14 protein-coding genes are annotated in these 16,643 nt (G+C 47.5%); 5 read left to right on the top strand and 9 right to left on the bottom strand.

Annotation, left to right across the window (positions count from 1 at the left end; genetic code table 11):
* Positions 1-47: 47 nt before the first annotated feature.
* From KK083_RS03895 to KK083_RS03875, 5 genes are all read right to left on the bottom strand, one after another.
* On the bottom strand, positions 48-878 hold the full coding sequence (locus KK083_RS03895; RefSeq protein WP_254160885.1) for an anti-sigma factor: 831 nt from the start codon (positions 876-878) through the stop codon (positions 48-50).
* Entirely contained in the window at positions 871-1,431 is a 561-nt protein-coding gene (locus tag KK083_RS03890) for an RNA polymerase sigma factor (RefSeq protein WP_254160883.1), read from the bottom strand. Before KK083_RS03890 ends, KK083_RS03895 begins: the two co-directional genes overlap by 8 nt.
* Positions 1,432-1,482: 51 nt before the next feature.
* Positions 1,483-4,224 (bottom strand): CHAT domain-containing protein, encoded by a 2,742-nt coding sequence (locus KK083_RS03885; RefSeq protein ID WP_254160881.1) that lies wholly within the window; start codon positions 4,222-4,224, stop codon positions 1,483-1,485.
* Positions 4,225-4,382: 158 nt separating this feature from the next.
* Positions 4,383-5,072: a hypothetical protein gene (locus KK083_RS03880; RefSeq protein WP_254160879.1), complete on the bottom strand. Its 690-nt coding sequence runs from the start codon at positions 5,070-5,072 to the stop codon at positions 4,383-4,385.
* Positions 5,073-5,258: 186 nt separating this feature from the next.
* Positions 5,259-6,902, bottom strand: coding sequence for a T9SS type A sorting domain-containing protein (locus KK083_RS03875; protein WP_254160877.1), 1,644 nt, complete (start codon positions 6,900-6,902; stop codon positions 5,259-5,261).
* 226 nt (positions 6,903-7,128) lie between these two features.
* Between KK083_RS03875 and KK083_RS03870 the strand changes: the two genes are divergently transcribed.
* Both KK083_RS03870 and KK083_RS03865 read left to right on the top strand, forming a co-directional pair.
* A complete protein-coding gene (locus KK083_RS03870; RefSeq protein ID WP_254160875.1) occupies positions 7,129-7,779 on the top strand; it encodes an HD domain-containing protein in 651 nt (216 codons plus the stop codon).
* An 87-nt stretch (positions 7,780-7,866) separates the two neighbouring features.
* Positions 7,867-8,013 (top strand): hypothetical protein, encoded by a 147-nt coding sequence (locus KK083_RS03865; protein WP_254160873.1) that lies wholly within the window; start codon positions 7,867-7,869, stop codon positions 8,011-8,013.
* Between the two features lie 23 nt (positions 8,014-8,036).
* Here the strand turns inward: KK083_RS03865 and purU are convergent, their stop codons facing one another.
* Positions 8,037-8,873 (bottom strand): formyltetrahydrofolate deformylase, encoded by an 837-nt coding sequence (gene purU, locus KK083_RS03860; protein WP_254160871.1) that lies wholly within the window; start codon positions 8,871-8,873, stop codon positions 8,037-8,039.
* Positions 8,874-9,168: 295 nt separating this feature from the next.
* Here purU and KK083_RS03855 point away from each other — a divergent pair, with 295 nt between their 5' ends.
* On the top strand, positions 9,169-10,623 hold the full coding sequence (locus KK083_RS03855) for a hypothetical protein (protein ID WP_254160869.1): 1,455 nt from the start codon (positions 9,169-9,171) through the stop codon (positions 10,621-10,623).
* 8 nt (positions 10,624-10,631) lie between these two features.
* Here the strand turns inward: KK083_RS03855 and KK083_RS03850 are convergent, their stop codons facing one another.
* Positions 10,632-13,007, bottom strand: coding sequence for an ABC transporter permease (locus KK083_RS03850; RefSeq protein WP_254160867.1), 2,376 nt, complete (start codon positions 13,005-13,007; stop codon positions 10,632-10,634).
* 111 nt (positions 13,008-13,118) lie between these two features.
* Between KK083_RS03850 and KK083_RS03845 the strand changes: the two genes are divergently transcribed.
* Positions 13,119-13,844 carry a hypothetical protein gene (locus KK083_RS03845; RefSeq protein WP_254160865.1) on the top strand — a complete coding sequence of 242 codons (726 nt, stop codon included), beginning with the start codon at positions 13,119-13,121 and terminating at the stop codon, positions 13,842-13,844.
* A 44-nt stretch (positions 13,845-13,888) separates the two neighbouring features.
* Here the strand turns inward: KK083_RS03845 and KK083_RS03840 are convergent, their stop codons facing one another.
* Both KK083_RS03840 and KK083_RS03835 read right to left on the bottom strand, forming a co-directional pair.
* Positions 13,889-14,320 (bottom strand): rhomboid family intramembrane serine protease, encoded by a 432-nt coding sequence (locus KK083_RS03840; protein WP_254160863.1) that lies wholly within the window; start codon positions 14,318-14,320, stop codon positions 13,889-13,891.
* Between the two features lie 43 nt (positions 14,321-14,363).
* Positions 14,364-15,476, bottom strand: a complete 1,113-nt coding sequence (locus tag KK083_RS03835; protein ID WP_254160861.1) for a hypothetical protein — start codon at positions 15,474-15,476, stop codon at positions 14,364-14,366.
* Between the two features lie 115 nt (positions 15,477-15,591).
* Here KK083_RS03835 and KK083_RS03830 point away from each other — a divergent pair, with 115 nt between their 5' ends.
* Entirely contained in the window at positions 15,592-16,623 is a 1,032-nt protein-coding gene (locus tag KK083_RS03830; protein ID WP_254160859.1) for a TolB family protein, read from the top strand.
* Positions 16,624-16,643: the final 20 nt, after the last annotated feature.

Genomic DNA, 16,643 nt, shown 5'->3' with positions numbered 1-16,643 from the left:
GGCGTATGCTGAAGATACCTGGAATTGCAATGGTTGAAAAACACCTGTCAATCATTAACTCCAAGCTTGAACCGCACCACGCTTATCTTCCACAGCAATCCGTTGCCAACTTCATGGTTATACGGATGCTGAGGTGCAGCCATTATTTTTCTGAACAGGATCTCTGCTTTATCGGGCTCGTTGTTTTGCAGATACGCCAGGGCTAAAAAATATTCGGAGTCTTCATAGTATCGCTGGTCTTCGGCAGCACGTTTTTCATTTTCGATCATTACCTGCCGGAAGCATTGGATCGCCCGGGCGGCATCTGCTTTGATGAGGTATACGTTTCCAGCGAGAAAAATTTCCTGTAGAGATTTTACCTCCCGTGCCTGGTATGCTGAAAGATAATGGTTGTAGTCATGATCCCTGTATAGTGAGACAATATCCGCCGGAGCGGAAGAACCCCGCGTGGTACGGATTGCATAGGGTTTGAACTCATCGTTGAAAATGCGCTCTGGAGAGAGGTAGGCATAGTACCCCAGGCCAATCGCCGTTAAGGCTATCACAACACAGGCCGCCATCAGCAGCGCCCGTTTCCTGGTCGCTGGCCTCGAACGATTTTTAAATGACCTGCCTCTGACTGTCGCTTCGCCTGAAATGTCCTGAGAAGACGTCGCCTCTGTTTCATGAATGATCTGCTGATGGTATTGCTTGAGTTGGGACCTGAGCGCATGACGGCCTGCCCTGGTGATGTTTTTAATAATGGTGCGCTGCAGCTCCACTTCACGTTTGAACGCATCATCCGTGGCAAGCCTGGCATTGAACTGTTCCAGGTCCTTCGCGTCAAGCTCACCCTGAAGGTAACGCGCGATCATCTCTGTTTGACTCAATTCACTCATTGGTGTACCGGTATCGTCTGTGCAGAAATAGTTTCTTTAACCGCTCCACGCACCTGAATTTTTGTTGCCGTGCCACACTGGCGGAGGCATATTTTAATTTGTCAGCGAGTGTATCCAGTGACAGTTGCTGGTAATAAAAACCAATGAGCAGTGTGTGGCAAGGATCTCCCATGGAGCCAATGGCTTCCACGATCTCCTTGTCTTCAGGAAGCTCGTGTGTGTCGTCATGAGGTTCTATGCTGATGGCATCGTATTCTTCGATATCGATTATTGTTTTCCTTCCCTTGAGCTGATAAAGCCACTTGTTGCGGCAAATGGCATAAATATATGTTTTGATGGAGCAGGTTAAATGGAAATCTTCGGTCCGCAATTTCTCATACAACGCGATGATGCTCTCCTGGTATAACTCTTCGGCATCTTCCATGCTGCCGCTGTTGCACCTCACAAACCGTGATACCATTGGCCAATACGTTTTATAGACGTACTTCAGCGCTTCGTTATCTCCGTTCTTGAGTGCGCCGATCAACCCTTCGTCCGTTGCAGAGACTGTCATACCAGGATTAAAGGATTTAAGGATTAACTGGATAATAGATTGACAAGTTACTTAATTTAACTCTTCTTCGGAGAAGGCCGGGACGGGTCGATGCTTTTTTTTGACTTTGAGGAAAACCATCACGAGTAAAAGTATCAGCGCAACGATGGCACTGATGGTGTAGATCGTGCTGTCGTTATACAAGGCGCTGGCATCTCCAATGCATATGAAGTTTGCCCAGAATACGGGTGATCTCAATCGATGATCCTGGCCTGCGTGGAGAAATTCCAGTTTGGCATTTCGCAGGGCTTCATCTTTGGTATAACCTTTTTTCAAATTCCGGTAGAAGCTGATCATCAGCGTGGCGGTGAGTTCATCATCCGCTTTCCATAAGCTGGTGACAATGCTAGGGCAGCCGGCGAAGGCAAATGCACGTGACAGGCTGATGAGTCCTTCGCCATTCATGAGCTTGCCGCTTCCTGCCTCACAGGCGCTGATCACGATCATTTTGGTTTTATCAAGATCAAGGGCATAGATCTCCGGCATGTATAATTTGGAATCGTATGCTTGTTGCAACCCGGGATAAAAAGAGATAAATGAGCGCAACGGATCTTCGCTGAATGTTTCGGCATGGGTGGCTAAATGAATGACGTCAAAAGCATTGGCCTGTTGCAGGAATGCAGTCTTTGTTGCCGCTTCATTATAATAAAGTGTGCCCTGCAGCGCACCGATCTCTTTGCCTGACCCTTTCAGTGGATGAATATCCGGCATTTTTTTAACATGATCGAACGGCGCGAAGGCAAGTATGCTGCCGTCCGATGAAGTCTCATCCGCCGCGGGCAAAAAAAGGCTGGAATAGGTATACCGCACCGCGTGCTCCTCGATCACAAACCGGCTCGCGGCAGTATCAGAAACCAGCGCTTCTATGGGGATATAACTGAGCATACCATCGGGCACAACAATCCAATTTTTTTTATCATTGATAAGACCTGATACAGGCTCAACCAGGTGTTTGTACACGGTATAGGAAGGACTGGCGCCTCGATAGGCAACACCCTCTCCGGCAGCATACAGTGAAGCTTTGAGCTTTTCAAACGAATCGAAGAACGAAGATGAGAGGGGCACACGATGAAGGGTAAAATCATCGGCGGTCAATGTGAAAATGAAAGCATCATGCTGCGCGAGGTAATATTCTATAAGGGCTTCATTCTTTTGAAGGCGCAACCGGATCTCTGAAATGCCCAATGGCTTGCGATCGTATTTAAGGTTTCGGTATCTTTTATTCTTTTCCAGCTGATCTTCTATTTTAGACAGGGCGATCTCGCTGGCAGCAAGGTCGCTCCTGATTTTCAGGCTTACGGCGCTGTCTCTGGTATCGCCTAACCTCACGAGCAACCTGCCGATGTTCCGTTTGTATTGCGCTTGCTCGCTGATCAGGTCCGTGGGCAGGCCGGGTAATTTTTTAAGCTTCAGCGCCCCCAGTGCTTCGGACAATACCGTCATTTTGGCTTTCTCTGAAAAAGCAAATGCAGTCTCTTTGTACCGCTCTTCCTTTGTGTGTTCATACAATTCGAAGGCGGTGGCAATGGCTTCTTCATAAACCATATGCGTATGGTTGCTGAAAAGCAATTTTGCCTCTTCCGAAGAATAACTTTTCCGGATAAGATCCATCATCTTAGCCGCCTTCTCATAGTGGATAAATGAAGCCTGCAGGTGTTGGTGTTGTGGCGATGTCTCGTAAAGCTTACGCAGGGCAATAGCCTTGTTGTGTAAACATTCAAAAAAGTAGGGGCGTGACACCACATTGTTGAGATCATCCGGGGCAGTGTAGAAGCTGCTATCGTTAAAATCAAAATGAAGCACCCTGATGGCAGCCTGGTATTCCTTCAGGGCTTCAATGATCTTATGCTGCTGCTCGCAGATCCTGGCCTTGTTCATATAAGAGTAGGCCAGTGCTGCATTCTTTGTTTTGTAAAATCTCCGGTTCAGCAGAATTGCGTTGTCCAGGCAACGGAGGGCCTGGTCGTAATCTTTCAAACCGATATAGGTTATTGCCAGGTTATTGAAGAGTTTTATTTTGAGTACGTCGTCCGATGCCAATGACTCTGCTTTTTTTAGATACAGCAGCGCGCTGTCATATTTTTCAACACGCTGGTAGGTCTTGCCAAGGTTATGGAACAGGATGGGGAGGGTGTTGCCATAGGAGATCAGCGTATGGTATTTCCGGATCGCTTCGTGCGGCCGATCGAGCCTGAGCAAAACAGCAATGATGTTGTTCTGCACCATTACGATTTGTTCTGCTTGCGGCGGAAATACGGAAAGGCCATTTTGCAGCGCCTGCTGATAATAATTGAGCGCCAGCTTGTGATCGCCATAGTTATAATGCAGCACACCCAGCTCATTCCATAATCGGTGCAGCTCGTTTTTACGCAGCCCGCGAAATTGTGCCAGGCGATCTTCGATGTAAGTGAAGTGGTATTCTGCCGAATCATAAGCATATGACTTCATGAACAGATTACCGAGCGTTAAGTAGATGTTGAACAGACTGCGGTCGGGCTTTTTATTTTTCCGCAGCGCTTTTGCTTTCCGGAGGCTTGCCACAGCATCTTCATCCTTTCCCAGGTCCTGGTAGCAAATGGCCATTTTGCCGTAAAGATCAGATAGCAATGTATCGGCGCCCGGGTATCGCATGGTAATGTCCATGATCTCCGTCAGCATCTGCATCATGGGGCCGGAGGTAAAATTGAAATTATCGTCAAACAGCGCATTCACTTTGGCATACAGGACCCTGCATCGCAGCATGTCTTTATGCATGGCGCTGTCGTTAGGGTGGCTGGAAGATATTGTGTATTCCGGTGGTGTGTGTGCCTCGCCCGTTGCGGAAGGTGGGCAAAATGCAACGATCGTGAAGATCAAACAGCTGACCTTCAGGCCGACTGTCTTCAGGCAAATTGCATTTACCGCCCTTGTCATCAGTTACATGATTTCACGATCACTACGGTTCCGCCTCCCGGACCATCATCAGTAATCCTGGCATTTCCCGCTGAGGAATCGTATACAAAAGTTATGTCTGTGTAATTGAGGGTATAGTGACTCTCGTCATTGAGCTTGTAATAAATGCGGATATTACGTTCACTTCCATGCTTCGGTACAACCCCAAAAATGCCATTCGCTACGGATTGATCGATGTTGATCTTACCCGTCTTACTGTCAATGGCCAGTCCCTGAGCGCTCGCGGTGGGCCAGCCTTGTGGTGGTGTATCGAACTGGCTGCCCTGCGGTACTGCTTTGCTATCGCCATAGTAAATGGGCTCGATTGTTTCATTTTTACCCGCGCAATGAGTTTTGTCTGGATACTCCACACCGCTGATCAAAACGATCACGGTTAGCGTATCGCCTTCGTTGATGCACCGCCATGGATAAGGCGTGGCGGAGCAGCTTGTTGCGAACAGTTTTCCAACATTGCAGTCGATGTCGATGCAATTAACGGTATCACAACCGTAAGTCCCGGCACAGTAGGGTAGCTCAAAAAAATCTACGTCTGGCTGCCGGTAATAGACGAGTGTGTCACCTGAGGCCTGTGAGCTTGTACTTTGTTGTGTGGGTTCTTCCTGGCAGGCAATCAGAAAAAGCGCTACCACAGCGGTGAGAAAGATCTTCATGGGGGGTGATTAATGGATGTCTAATATAATGTATTGACGAAGGTTGTCAGGCAGCTCCTCCTGTAAAATTCATGCTTTGCCCGTTAAAGACGTCTGGTGATCGGCAGAATGCTAAAACGAAACAGGAATATCCCCGCCAAGGGGGGACATTCCTGAGATAGTACCCGGGTCTTTTAGCGGTGGTGATTATTTTTTGATGAACTTCTTTTGATATTGTTTGCCATCGCTGCCAATGAACCGCACCACGTACAGATCGTTGGGGAACGTTTCAACCGGTATGCGCACGTCACCGGAATCAATAAATGTCTTGTAAACAATTTTCCCACTCCGGTTGGATACGATCAGCGTCCCACCCTTTCTGGGTATGGCGATATCGTTGAATAAAACCTGCACCGTGGTGGATGTCGGGTTGGGGATCACGGTCAGGGCATCGGTTGATCCTTCGCGGGGCTCGGCCAGGGATCGAAGTGACTCACCGCCGGAGCAAACGCGCGCCTGGTAGTCCACTTTTTCGTATTGCGTGCACGCGAATTTGATGTCGTAAACATCCACGTCCTGGAAGTTTGCAAAAGTACAGGGGGTGTGCGATTTCCATTCACGTGTAAATTCTCTTTCACAGCCACCGCTAATTCCATCAGACGTCAGGTTGACGAGGTAGTAATCGCGGTTGATCGTATAGGATGATTCGGCAAAACCGGTGAAAATGTATCCGCTGCCTCCGTCGTTCGTGATCTCAGCACCCTGCTCCCCATTGCCTGACGACGCTCCATAGAGGTTACTCCAGATGGGATTGCCAGCCATATCGGTTTTGAAAATAAAGGCATCTTTATTGCCACCGCCATCAATGGCATAACCTGAGACCACGTACTCGCTGCCGCCACCGCTCAGGTCTATGCTGATGCCCTGCTCGATCTCTTTTGTTCCATAGGTTCTCATCCAGTTCACGGCGCCGTTGGGTTTCAGGTTTAATAAAAATGCATCCTGGCTGTATTCCAGTCCGAAGCTATTGGTGAAGCCTGTGACCGTGAGCGATCCGTCGATGGGATTTTCGACAATGCCGTAGCCCACCTCTGTATAAGGCACGTCGCAATGCCGGTAAATGGACTGCCAGACCATGTTCAGGTCCTTATCGAGGCGTACCACAAAAATATCGCTGTTCGCGCCTAAGCGGGTCGATCCGGTTATCACAAATCCTCCGTCTTTTGTTTGCTCCACCCAACGAGCGATATCATTTGCCGCGTTGCCCATCACCTTGGCCCTGATCAGCGCGCCGTCTTCATCGGTTTTTACGATCAGTATATCGGTTGAGTCTCCATAGTAGTGGTACGAATCGGTCTGCCCCACCATGATGTAGCCGTATTTCCCGGTGGAGAAGTCTTTAATATACTGCAGGCAATGTCCGCGGTCATCACCTTCTCTTGTGCCGAAGGTGAAGGAGTATAAAGGTGTTCCTGAAAGGTCGGTCCTTACAAAGTAAAGATCTTCGCTGCCATTAAAGGTGGTGGTTGTTCCCAGCGCGGCGTAGCCATTCACCGGAAGCGAGGAGAAAGCGTAAACCTCACGAAGGGAGCTGAACGATTCATTGCCAACGCCGCCATAAACCATAGCCCATACGGGAGCGCCGCTGGGTTTTGTTTTAACGATAGAGGCTTCTGTACCCCCGAAAACGGTAAGCCCATCTTCACCTGCTGCAATAAATCCGGGATCAACCTTAGCACGTTGCACAGAACGCCCCACCTGATCTTTGTAGGTGCCAATGGCCTCATTGAACTGACCGAAAGCAATCAGGGGCAGCGAAGCCATAAAAAATGAAAGAACTCTCTTGCTCATAAAAATGATTTTTAAGTGAAACTGTAAAAAGAACACGTCACTTCGGGGATTCCCGGAGTTTTACAGTTTATGGCAGCATTGGCCAAACGTTAACATGCTGCGGGAAGAAATATTTTAAGAAAAATGATGCTCTTTACTATCGCACCATTTTTGAGATAAAACAGAAATGAAGGGTGAAAAGCGTAAATTATGGTCTGCGTAGGCTTTTAATTAAATCTGCTAACCCATGGCAATTCATACACCCAAAACTGTCGCCGGTATTAAAATACCCGACAGCACAATAGCAAGTCAGGCTACAGAATTGTTGTTGCAGCATGGAACTGAGTTCCTTTATAATCATTCATTGCGGTCGTTTGTATTCGCTTCGCTGAATGGCGTGCAAAAAAAGGTTAAATACGATCCGGAGATCCTGTATGTAAGCGCAACCTTCCACGACCTCGGACTGATGCCGCATTATAGCAGTGCTGATAAAAGATTTGAGGTTGACGGAGCCAACGCAGCGCGTGATTTTCTGAGGAGCCATGGACTTTCACAACAGGTGCTTCAATTGGTATGGGACGCGATAGCCCTGCACACATCGCCGGGAATAGCAGAGCATAAAGAAGCCGAAGTGGCCTTGTTAAATTACGGCGTGGCGCTTGACGTGGTGGGAAGAGGTTTTGATCAGTTGTCTGAGAAGGACCGTGATGATATTGTTAAACAATTTCCGCGTACCGGTTTTAAGAATAAGGTCATACCAATTTTTTTCGAAGGATTTAAACATAAAGTGGGTACGACGTACGGAAGTATTAACGCGGATATATGCGCTTTTATGATCCCTAATTTTCAAAGGAAAGACTTTTGTGAATCTATTCTCAATTCTCCGTGGAGTGAGTAAGCGATTGTTTATGCGACTGGACAAATCAACTCGAAAGAAGATTGGCGCAGTTACCTCCAAAAGCCACCATGTATTTAAAGAGAAAAAATGCCACAACGTCTAAAATACTCCACGCCTTATGACAGCACGCAAGGCCTGCCGGATTGGCTTTTCATAGGTGTCTGGATCGTGATCCTGCTGTTCGGTCTGAGGTTAGCCTGGGAGTACAGGGACAAGATCTTTAAGAAGAAGTAGCAGTGCGCCTGATCAGACCGGAATCATTCGAAAATGATCGTCCGGTTTCCGTAAACAAAAACCCGTTCGTTCAGCACCAGTTTGAGGGACCTGGCCAGCACAATTTTCTCCACGTCTTTGCCTGCGAGGGCCATTTCTTTGGCGCTGTGGGTGTGGGCTACCGGTATCACACTCTGGGCAATGATGGGGCCTTCATCGAGACTATCGGTAACAAAATGGGCTGTGGCACCGATGATCTTTACACCCCTTGCATAGGCCTGATTGTAGGGACTGGCGCCGGCAAATGCGGGAAGAAATGAATGATGGATGTTGATGATCCGGTTGGTGAACTGACCTACAAAAGCAGGAGAGAGCACACGCATGTATTTGGCCAACACAATGAATTCAGGATTGTATTGTTGAACCACGCTGAGGATGGCAGCCTCATGGTCTTCTCTGCTGACCCCTTCATGTGAAATATGATGAAAGGGAATGTTGAATTTAGATACAAGATCCTGCAGGTTCTGGTAGTTGCTGATCACACACCTGACGTTATAGTCGAGCTCCTGGAAATGATGGCGGATCAGCAGGTCGCTTACACAGTGATGCTCTTTGGTGACAAGAATACAAATGTCCCTTTTTTGATGCTCGCTTAATTTGATATTCGCATCGGGCGGCAGAATATCCGTGAGCTCCTTCATCATGGTAGTTTTTTCAAAGGCACCTGAAAATTCGGTGCGCATGAAAAAGTGTCCCAATGTACGCTCCACAAATTCATCGTTGCTGATGATGTTCAGGTTATGTTTAAAAATGACCTGCGTTACTTTGTAAACCAGTCCGGCCTGGTCTTTACAGTGTATGAGGAGAATGCTCGAGCTCATGTATCAAATACCCATGTTCTTTATTCTATGATATTTCGCGCGAAAGCGGGCCGTTTGCAACCGTTTCGTCCGGGTAATCAATTTAACCGAATTGCTTGCGACAAGGAACGCCCATCCATAAAAATAATTTCCTGAATCAGAATATGGCCAGAGAAACTCCGCCATTCATAACTTTTTATCCGCCAAACGTAAGTACATGGCTGTGTTTTAACGCCGGGGAGTTGCCCTGCTTTTTTTTGACAGTGTGGATATGGAATTTCTTGTCTGCCATCATCTTCCTTTAAAATCTCAATCTATGAAAGTGCTTCTACTCCTGCCTTTGTTGGTCATGTGCGGCCATGCTGCATCGGCTCAGTCAACAGAATTCACCATCCATAGCAACGGCCTCATCTACAATGAACAAACGATGAACCGGTTAAGTCACATCGTTGACTCTATGCACATCAGATTCAGAAACTGCGAGCCGCATGAATACAAAGCACTGGCACAAGGGCCTGCCACCTATTTTCATCTGAATACGAACTTGAGCCAGGCCCGCGAAGCAATAGACAATAACATTACCCCGGAAGCATTTTTAACAAGGTTCCCGGAGGCCACAATGGAAAAGCTCCCATGGATAGCCAAAGACGGATATAGAGATTATGAGGACGTCAGGTTCGTGCAATATTTTTCCATGCCGTTGCAAAATGACGAAGAATTCGAGCTTGACATTCCATACCATTCCTCGCAGGACAAAATAAAAGGTTGGGTATACCAGCAGGACGATGACGGTCTCAGCGCGCTGTACCTCGACCTGGAAGAGCAGCCCCTTCCTTTCAGTTACGCACATCTTGTTCAGTATGTCGACTGCATGATAGATTCCACGGCCACACTTTACCTCACCAGGGCATCGGATATGGATCATGAACAACAGGATCAGGGAACGAAAGCTTCGGAATTTCTTTCCTTTGCCAACAACTTCGAAGGAATGCCGAAAGAGCCTGACTACGATTGGGACAAAGAAAGGGAATCGAGAGTGAAGTACAGGAAATATCAAAAACAATACGAAGAATGGGACCAAAAAAGGCTCCAGGCCCTGGATCTAAAAATGAAGGCTGACCCCGTACACCTTGGATTGTTGAGATCGGCAGTTCAGGAAGCCATTTCAGGAAGGCGTGCCAATCCTGCGCTTGAGTTTTACGTTGAACGTTACCTCTCACCCGTACAGGCGCTGCAGATGAAACGTCTTCGCCGGGTAATGGGGCTTTGCAGTATGGACCGTGCCCCGCGGTTGCATGCGGTCAGTATTTGCAGGCTGGCAGCGGAGACGGCGCAATGGGATATTTTTCTCCGCGCTCACCTCGATATCATGAATGACAATTTCTCACGCGCTACCGATGGGAGTTATGCCTGGGCGGGAAGGGGTACGTATCTGAAAGAGCTTGAAGCGCTGAACATCCAGGCAACTGACTTACTTCTTGGTACGTGTTTGCTTGCTTCCAATACCGGTGACAATCATTACTACGGCGACATTGGCCGTATAGGCAGGGCGCTAGCAGAAACCGGGAACAAAACCGCCCTCGAAAACCGCTTGCTGAGCATGATACAAGACCCAACGCTGGATCGTTACAACAGGCTCAGGATGGCTTACCTTTTTGATAATTATAATTACCACCTCAAGGATGAGGGCCGGAAGAAAAATAACATAGAGAATTTCTTAAAAGCGGTTGATTCGTTACCGGATAAGATAGGGGCAAGCTTCAGGAAGTGATCCCGCCCTTATTCATGCCGCAAGGTGTCTACCGGGTTGGCCGCTGCCGCCTTCCAGGTTTGAGAGGCAATGGTGGCGATGCCGATGGAAAAGAAAACACCAAAGCTGCTGATGAGATCCCAGGCATTAAGGCTTACGCGGTAATACTGAACGGCCGAGAGAAAATTGTCGAATAACAGCAGGCTCGCGGGAACAGCAAAACCTGTGGCCCATAGCATGAGCTTTAAAAAATCCCTTGAAAGCAGGTACACAATACCGGTTTCGCTGGCGCCGAGCACCTTGCGGATGCCCACTTCCTTTATTCTCGTTTCAGTGGTGTACACCACCATTCCCAGTAACCCCAGAAGGGAGATCGCCACTGCTAACAATCCCATGTACCCGATGATCTTGAGAAGTGCCCAGTAAAAATCATACGCTCGTTGCATATCGTAATCGTGGAAACGGGCTTCGAACTTTCGGTTGCTGCTGAGCTTGTTCCAGGTTTTTTCCATCAGGGCTAGCGTTGCCTGAATATCGGCGGAAGCCACTTTAACATTACCATATGTGAATTGCGATGGGTCGGTGCGGAGTATGAAACTTTTGATCGGTACCTGCAACGGCCCGAAATTAAAGTTCTTGAGCACGCCGATCACTTCAAGCTCTTTGCCATCTACCACAAACGTCTTTCCAAGCGCTTCTGCCGGTGTGGCGATTTTCCAGGTACGAAGAAATTCCTCGTTCACGACCATGCAGCGTTCCCGTTGCAAGGAAGCCTCTGGAAAATTCCGGCCCGCCAGCAATGACAATCCCAAGTTGCCAATGTAATCCGTGTCAACGAAATGTTGGAATACGCTCAGCGAATCACCCCCGCGCTGCTCGCGGATCATTGTGCTTGAATAAGATAACCCCAAAATGCCGGACGACATCGACAGTTCCTGCACCGATGCGAGCCGTGAAAATTCAGATTTGAAAGTGACCGGGTCTACTCCCTGAAGCTCGACGTTCAGGATGTTTTCGGTGTGGAAGCCAAAATTGAAGTTCAGGTTGTAACGGTACTGCCGGCTGAACACGAACAGGGAAACGATGAAACAAAAAGAAAGTGCAAATTGAAAAATGATCAGCGCCCTTCGTATCCGCACGCCGTAAAGAGATTTTGACCCCGATTGACCCTTGAGTGACTGGATGGGGTTAAGGCCCGCGAAATGCAATGCAGGAAAAACACCTGCCACCAGCCCAGTAGCGATTGCAAACAGCAGGAATATGCCCGCCGCCTCCCAGGTCAGGCTCAGGTCCAGCCACGATGCCGCCATCATCATACTTTTGAATTCAGGAGCGATCACCATGAATATCAGGATGCCTCCCGCCAGCGCGATCACCGTGATGGCAATGGTCTCGATGGTGAACTGGATGAAGATCTGGATCCTGGCACCGCCCATCGTTTTCCGCAGGCCGATCTCCTTTGAACGTTTCAACGCACGCGCGATGGAGATATTCGCGTAATTGAAACATGCCGGGAGAAGAATGAGCAGGCAGATGGTGCCAAAAACCACAAGAAGTGTAGTGTCCGTGTCCGGCGCGGTGGCATCCTCCAGGTCGGGCCCTGGTGTGATGTCGCCGAGCGCCTGAAGCTTGAACGATACCTTTGCCTGCTGTGAGGGATCTGATACGTCGTGCGAAATACGATCCAGCGATTGTTGCAGCTGGCCTGCAGTCACTGCATCGTTGAGCAGCACGTAGAGGTATTGACCGCGGAAAGATACCCATTGGTTCGGATCACTCTCCTCACCGCGTACGGCGGCAGAAAGTGTACTGAAAGAAACGAGCGTCTCGAACTGGAGATGGGTTCGGTTTTGGTCCCTGATAACACCGGTCACTTCAAAATTTCCGACACCTTCAATTTCAACGGTATGGCCCAGCAGATTGCCTGTGGCGTCGATCTTTTTGGCCATCGATTCGGTCAGCACCATGCTGTTGGGCTCAGACAACGCTGTGGCTGGGTTTCCTTGCATCATCTCGAAATCGAAAACCTTGAAAAAATTAGCGTCGGCATAGTACCCCCGTACCGGCAGGTTCAACTTGTTTGAGACGATGTCTCCCCCGAACGAGGTATTGATGCGCACGATCTCCCTGATTCCGGCAGACCGGTCCTGCAGGCTTTTTGCAAGGGCTGCAGGGGCAGAAGCAAAATCTTTCGGGTCGGCGGTCTTTTTCTGCAGCGTGGAGATCACCCTGTAGATGTTTTCTTTCTTCGTATGGAAGTCGTCAAATGAGCTGATAAAAATGTAAAAAGTAATCAGCAGCAGGCTGAACGACATACCCAGTGACAGGCCCAAAACATTGACGATGGAAAAGTACTTATACTTAATAATGTTCCGGATAGCAACTTTCAGGTAGCTTTTGAACATGGTGGCGAGTTTATACCAAGACTGAATACCACCCGCATATGTTACACTTCCTTCTTTTGCTTATTTTTATTTTTTTTGACAGGCAACGCCTATAGCAAACAAACCTCACCTATGCTACTGAACCGATTTAAAACAGGTCGTATTCCCAAACTACTTTTAACGTACCTGGTAGAAGTGATCATTATTTTTCTTGGGATCACGATCTCCTTCCTGTTTGAGCAATGGCGCGAGGAACAGGCACAAAAGAAAGAGATGATCGAGCTATCAGAGTCCCTTCTCACAGACATCGATGCCTTAAAAGCAAGACTTACGGAAGATCGGAGTGGCTCCTCGGCGTGGATCAGTCAGTTAGACTCCCTTCGCATACAACGGACCTCAGGAAAAATGTCGGAACGCCAGCTCACCTGGTTTTATAAAATGATAACAGGTCAGTTTGTTTTTCTTTTCGACCCTTACTCGCCCACCTACATGTCCGCAGCCGGTAGCGGTTTGGTTCATGAGCTGCCGGACTCTATCAGGAATCAACTTTATGACTTGTACCGGGTACAACTACCTTTCTTTCAACTGCTGTATAACCAGCAGCAGGAGAACATCACCAATTTCAGGAATCATACTTTGATGCCGGCCAATGCCTATCTGTACCGTACGGAGGCATCTCCGATCAGCCCGGATCTGACCATGCTTGCCAAAGAAATTCAACGCCCCGTTTATGGCAATTTCATCAACCAGATCATTATTACAGAAAAAAAGGTTTATGCAATGAATGAGGATGCCTTCGATACGTTAAGTGATCTGCAAGGCAGCTTGCGGAATTATATCGATGAGGTTGGGAGATAAGAGTCCTTCAGTTCCCCTTTTGTGGAGCTCTTTCATTGGTGAGGCTAAGGCCGTTCTTGGGGATGCAGATCACCGCCACTTGAATTCTCATCTGACGCAGGTTTCATGGTTTGGTGGATAATCAAAGCAACAACTGCTCCTGTTACCAGTCCGCCAATGTGTGCAGCATTGTCTATACCTCCTGCGAGTCCCATCAGCAGATTGATCACAACGTAAGGACCAAAAAATAGGAGAATCAGCCTTTTTCCGTCTTTTCCCATAGCTCCCGAGAGAACTGCGGCAAGCACAGCACCGAAGAGTCCGAAGATCGCTCCGGATGCGCCTACGCTGACCGTGTTTTCATACCACATGATACTGGCAATGCTTCCGGCAATCCCTGAAACGAAGTAAAGGATGGCGTACCGCACAGTGCCTATCACCGGTTCGATAAATATAGATGCCAGTACAAGCGCGTATATATTGAAAATAAGATGCATAATGCCTCCGTGTAAGAACATACTTGTGATCAACCGCCACCAGTCACCTCCGGTTGTTTCTGTTCTCCGGTTGGCACCCCATTCCAAAAGCTCTAAGCCGTTCGGGGAAAATAATGTGAACACCGGCCAGTATCATGACGATAAAAACGAGAATGTTCAGATCAAGAATAACAGACGTTACGAAATGAGGATGTTTGGGTATGAGGAATTTTAGCATATCGACTACTTCGTCTTTTTGTGGCTTTTTTCCGCGCCACTGTCTTTCCAGTTCAACTTTGCTTAGCCTGGGCCAGAGCAGTAGCAGAAGAATAACGGTTGTGCCTATGAGATAAGATCCAAAGATCCAGGTCAGCTTATTGCCGTTCCTGTTTTCAAAAGATCCCTGCTTGGGTTCCAGGATGACCACGTTGTTATCTTCACGCTTCGTGATGTTGGCGACTGCGCCTAAATACCCATCTCTGTCTTCATTGTTTGGAAGTCGTTCGAAATAGCTGACATCGTGAAATTGAAATGCGTTCATCTTTTGAATACACTCTTTCGTAAAGGAATTATATTCGAGTTCTTTTTCATCGGCGCTGAGCCGATTGCTGATCTGCTTCTTGAATGATACGCCATACCAATATTTAAATTCCTCAGGTGGTCTGACTGTGTCGCGCACGATCGGGCATACGAAATACAAGTGGAAATTGAGATATTCGTTGTGTTTTCCGCTGGCGTGTATGTCGGCGTCGTATGAGCCATAAGACGTTAAAGTTTCAAATGACCTGATCCGGTAGTACCTGCTCCGGTCCATGCTGTCCAACTCTTCGATGTATGACGCATCCTGTAACGTGCCGCTCGCCGTGGTTAGATACATTTGTGATATAACCATGGATGCTGCCATTGTGATCCAGGTTAGCATCTGGAACAGGAACTGCTTCCGGTCACTTTCTTTTCTAAATATTAGAATCCGAAACCGGGGACGGAGCCAGATCGTGATCGGGATCCATGGAAAGACTATGGGTATCCAAATCTCCCAGACTTCCTGCTTGAAGTCCAGGACCTCGGTCTGGATCGCAAAGATATACCTGATCATGCACAGACCGATCAATGATCCAATGGTGACATATAAGAACACAGGCATGATGTGCCTCATCTTAACAGCGTAAGCGTTCATTGTCCGTTGATGAAGGTTTCTAAAAATTCTGGTAAAATACGAAATCTTCGAAAGATGCTTTGATGAAAGAATTTTTTGATAGGAAATGATCGCAATTTAAGTTTCTTTGCCAGCTATGCGGATCGTGTTACTTACAATCGTTCTTATTCTGCCATTTCATTTTTTGTTTTCCCAGCAGGAAAGCGGTGGAATTGTCAACGCGAATGAATTTGCTGATGTGTTTTCTGGGCCTGTTCCTAAATGGCGTCCACGGGGTGATGGCTATGCTTTTATTGCGCGTTCAGGCCTTGTTATAAAAGTGAATGATTCGACGCGGGTCATTCAAGAAGCACAGAACACATTTACTTGGTCACATGACGGTGAAAGTATAGTATACACTGCCAAAGACAGTTCAGGTATTCTTAAAATATTCAGGTATTTTTTAAATGATGGAACAAGCAAATTGTTGTCACTTGAGTCAGGCTGGGCAGACTTTTATCCAGATATCTCGCCTGATGACAGTATTGTTGCCTACTATAGTGCCAAGGGTGAACCCTATAAGCTTTACTATTTAAAAAATGGTGTTACACGTAAACTTCTAGCGCGAGATCCGTTGGAGGAATATCTTCATCCCAAATGGTCTCCCGGCAGCAATTACCTGGTATACTTTAAACATTTACCCACGGATGAGGTGATTCTTGAGATAATGGAGTTTTTCTCCAAAAGAGTAGTTTTTTCGTTGGATGGAAATAGATTCGACTTTTATGCCTGGTCACCGGATGGAAAGGAGATCCTAGCAAGAGAGGTGGTTGAAACAACGGTTTATCCAGACTACAACAATGTTGTACTGGTAAGGTTCAACATAGAAACGGGTAACAAGACTGTATTGACCAGGAAGCTAAAAGATCTATCAAGCGCAGAGTGGTCGAAGGCAAGCAACAGGATCGTTTTTGTGGCGAACGAGGAATTGTACGTAATGGAGGAAAATGGAGCGAATCTAAAAAAAATATTTTCAGGAGGTCATGCACCTAATATTCACCCGAATGGCAAGAAAGTAATTTTCTTCAGGAATCGAAAGAATTTGCCTGTTTGCGAAATTGATCTCACTGGTGATAATTTAAAAACACTAGAGCGAAAGACTTTTAAAATCAGTGATCTTGAAGAGTAATTTGAATTCTCAAATCTAAC

The sequence above is a fragment of the Chryseosolibacter histidinae genome (genome assembly GCF_018598225.1).
In the GTDB taxonomy this organism is placed as follows: domain Bacteria; phylum Bacteroidota; class Bacteroidia; order Cytophagales; family Cyclobacteriaceae; genus Chryseosolibacter; species Chryseosolibacter histidini.
The sequence above is the reverse complement of the archived record's forward strand: the minus strand, read 5'-3'. Positions and strand labels throughout refer to the sequence as shown.

Coding starts and splice junctions, on each gene's coding strand:
- KK083_RS03895 (WP_254160885.1), bottom strand. CDS start 878: ATGAGTGAATTGAGTCAAACAGAGATGATCGCGCGTTACCTTCAGGGT.
- KK083_RS03890 (WP_254160883.1), bottom strand. CDS start 1,431: ATGACAGTCTCTGCAACGGACGAAGGGTTGATCGGCGCACTCAAGAAC.
- KK083_RS03885 (WP_254160881.1), bottom strand. CDS start 4,224: ATGCATAAAGACATGCTGCGATGCAGGGTCCTGTATGCCAAAGTGAAT.
- KK083_RS03880 (WP_254160879.1), bottom strand. CDS start 5,072: ATGAAGATCTTTCTCACCGCTGTGGTAGCGCTTTTTCTGATTGCCTGC.
- KK083_RS03875 (WP_254160877.1), bottom strand. CDS start 6,902: ATGAGCAAGAGAGTTCTTTCATTTTTTATGGCTTCGCTGCCCCTGATT.
- KK083_RS03870 (WP_254160875.1), top strand. CDS start 7,129: ATGGCAATTCATACACCCAAAACTGTCGCCGGTATTAAAATACCCGAC.
- KK083_RS03865 (WP_254160873.1), top strand. CDS start 7,867: ATGCCACAACGTCTAAAATACTCCACGCCTTATGACAGCACGCAAGGC.
- purU (WP_254160871.1), bottom strand. CDS start 8,873: ATGAGCTCGAGCATTCTCCTCATACACTGTAAAGACCAGGCCGGACTG.
- KK083_RS03855 (WP_254160869.1), top strand. CDS start 9,169: ATGAAAGTGCTTCTACTCCTGCCTTTGTTGGTCATGTGCGGCCATGCT.
- KK083_RS03850 (WP_254160867.1), bottom strand. CDS start 13,007: ATGTTCAAAAGCTACCTGAAAGTTGCTATCCGGAACATTATTAAGTAT.
- KK083_RS03845 (WP_254160865.1), top strand. CDS start 13,119: ATGCTACTGAACCGATTTAAAACAGGTCGTATTCCCAAACTACTTTTA.
- KK083_RS03840 (WP_254160863.1), bottom strand. CDS start 14,320: ATGCATCTTATTTTCAATATATACGCGCTTGTACTGGCATCTATATTT.
- KK083_RS03835 (WP_254160861.1), bottom strand. CDS start 15,476: ATGAACGCTTACGCTGTTAAGATGAGGCACATCATGCCTGTGTTCTTA.
- KK083_RS03830 (WP_254160859.1), top strand. CDS start 15,592: ATGCGGATCGTGTTACTTACAATCGTTCTTATTCTGCCATTTCATTTT.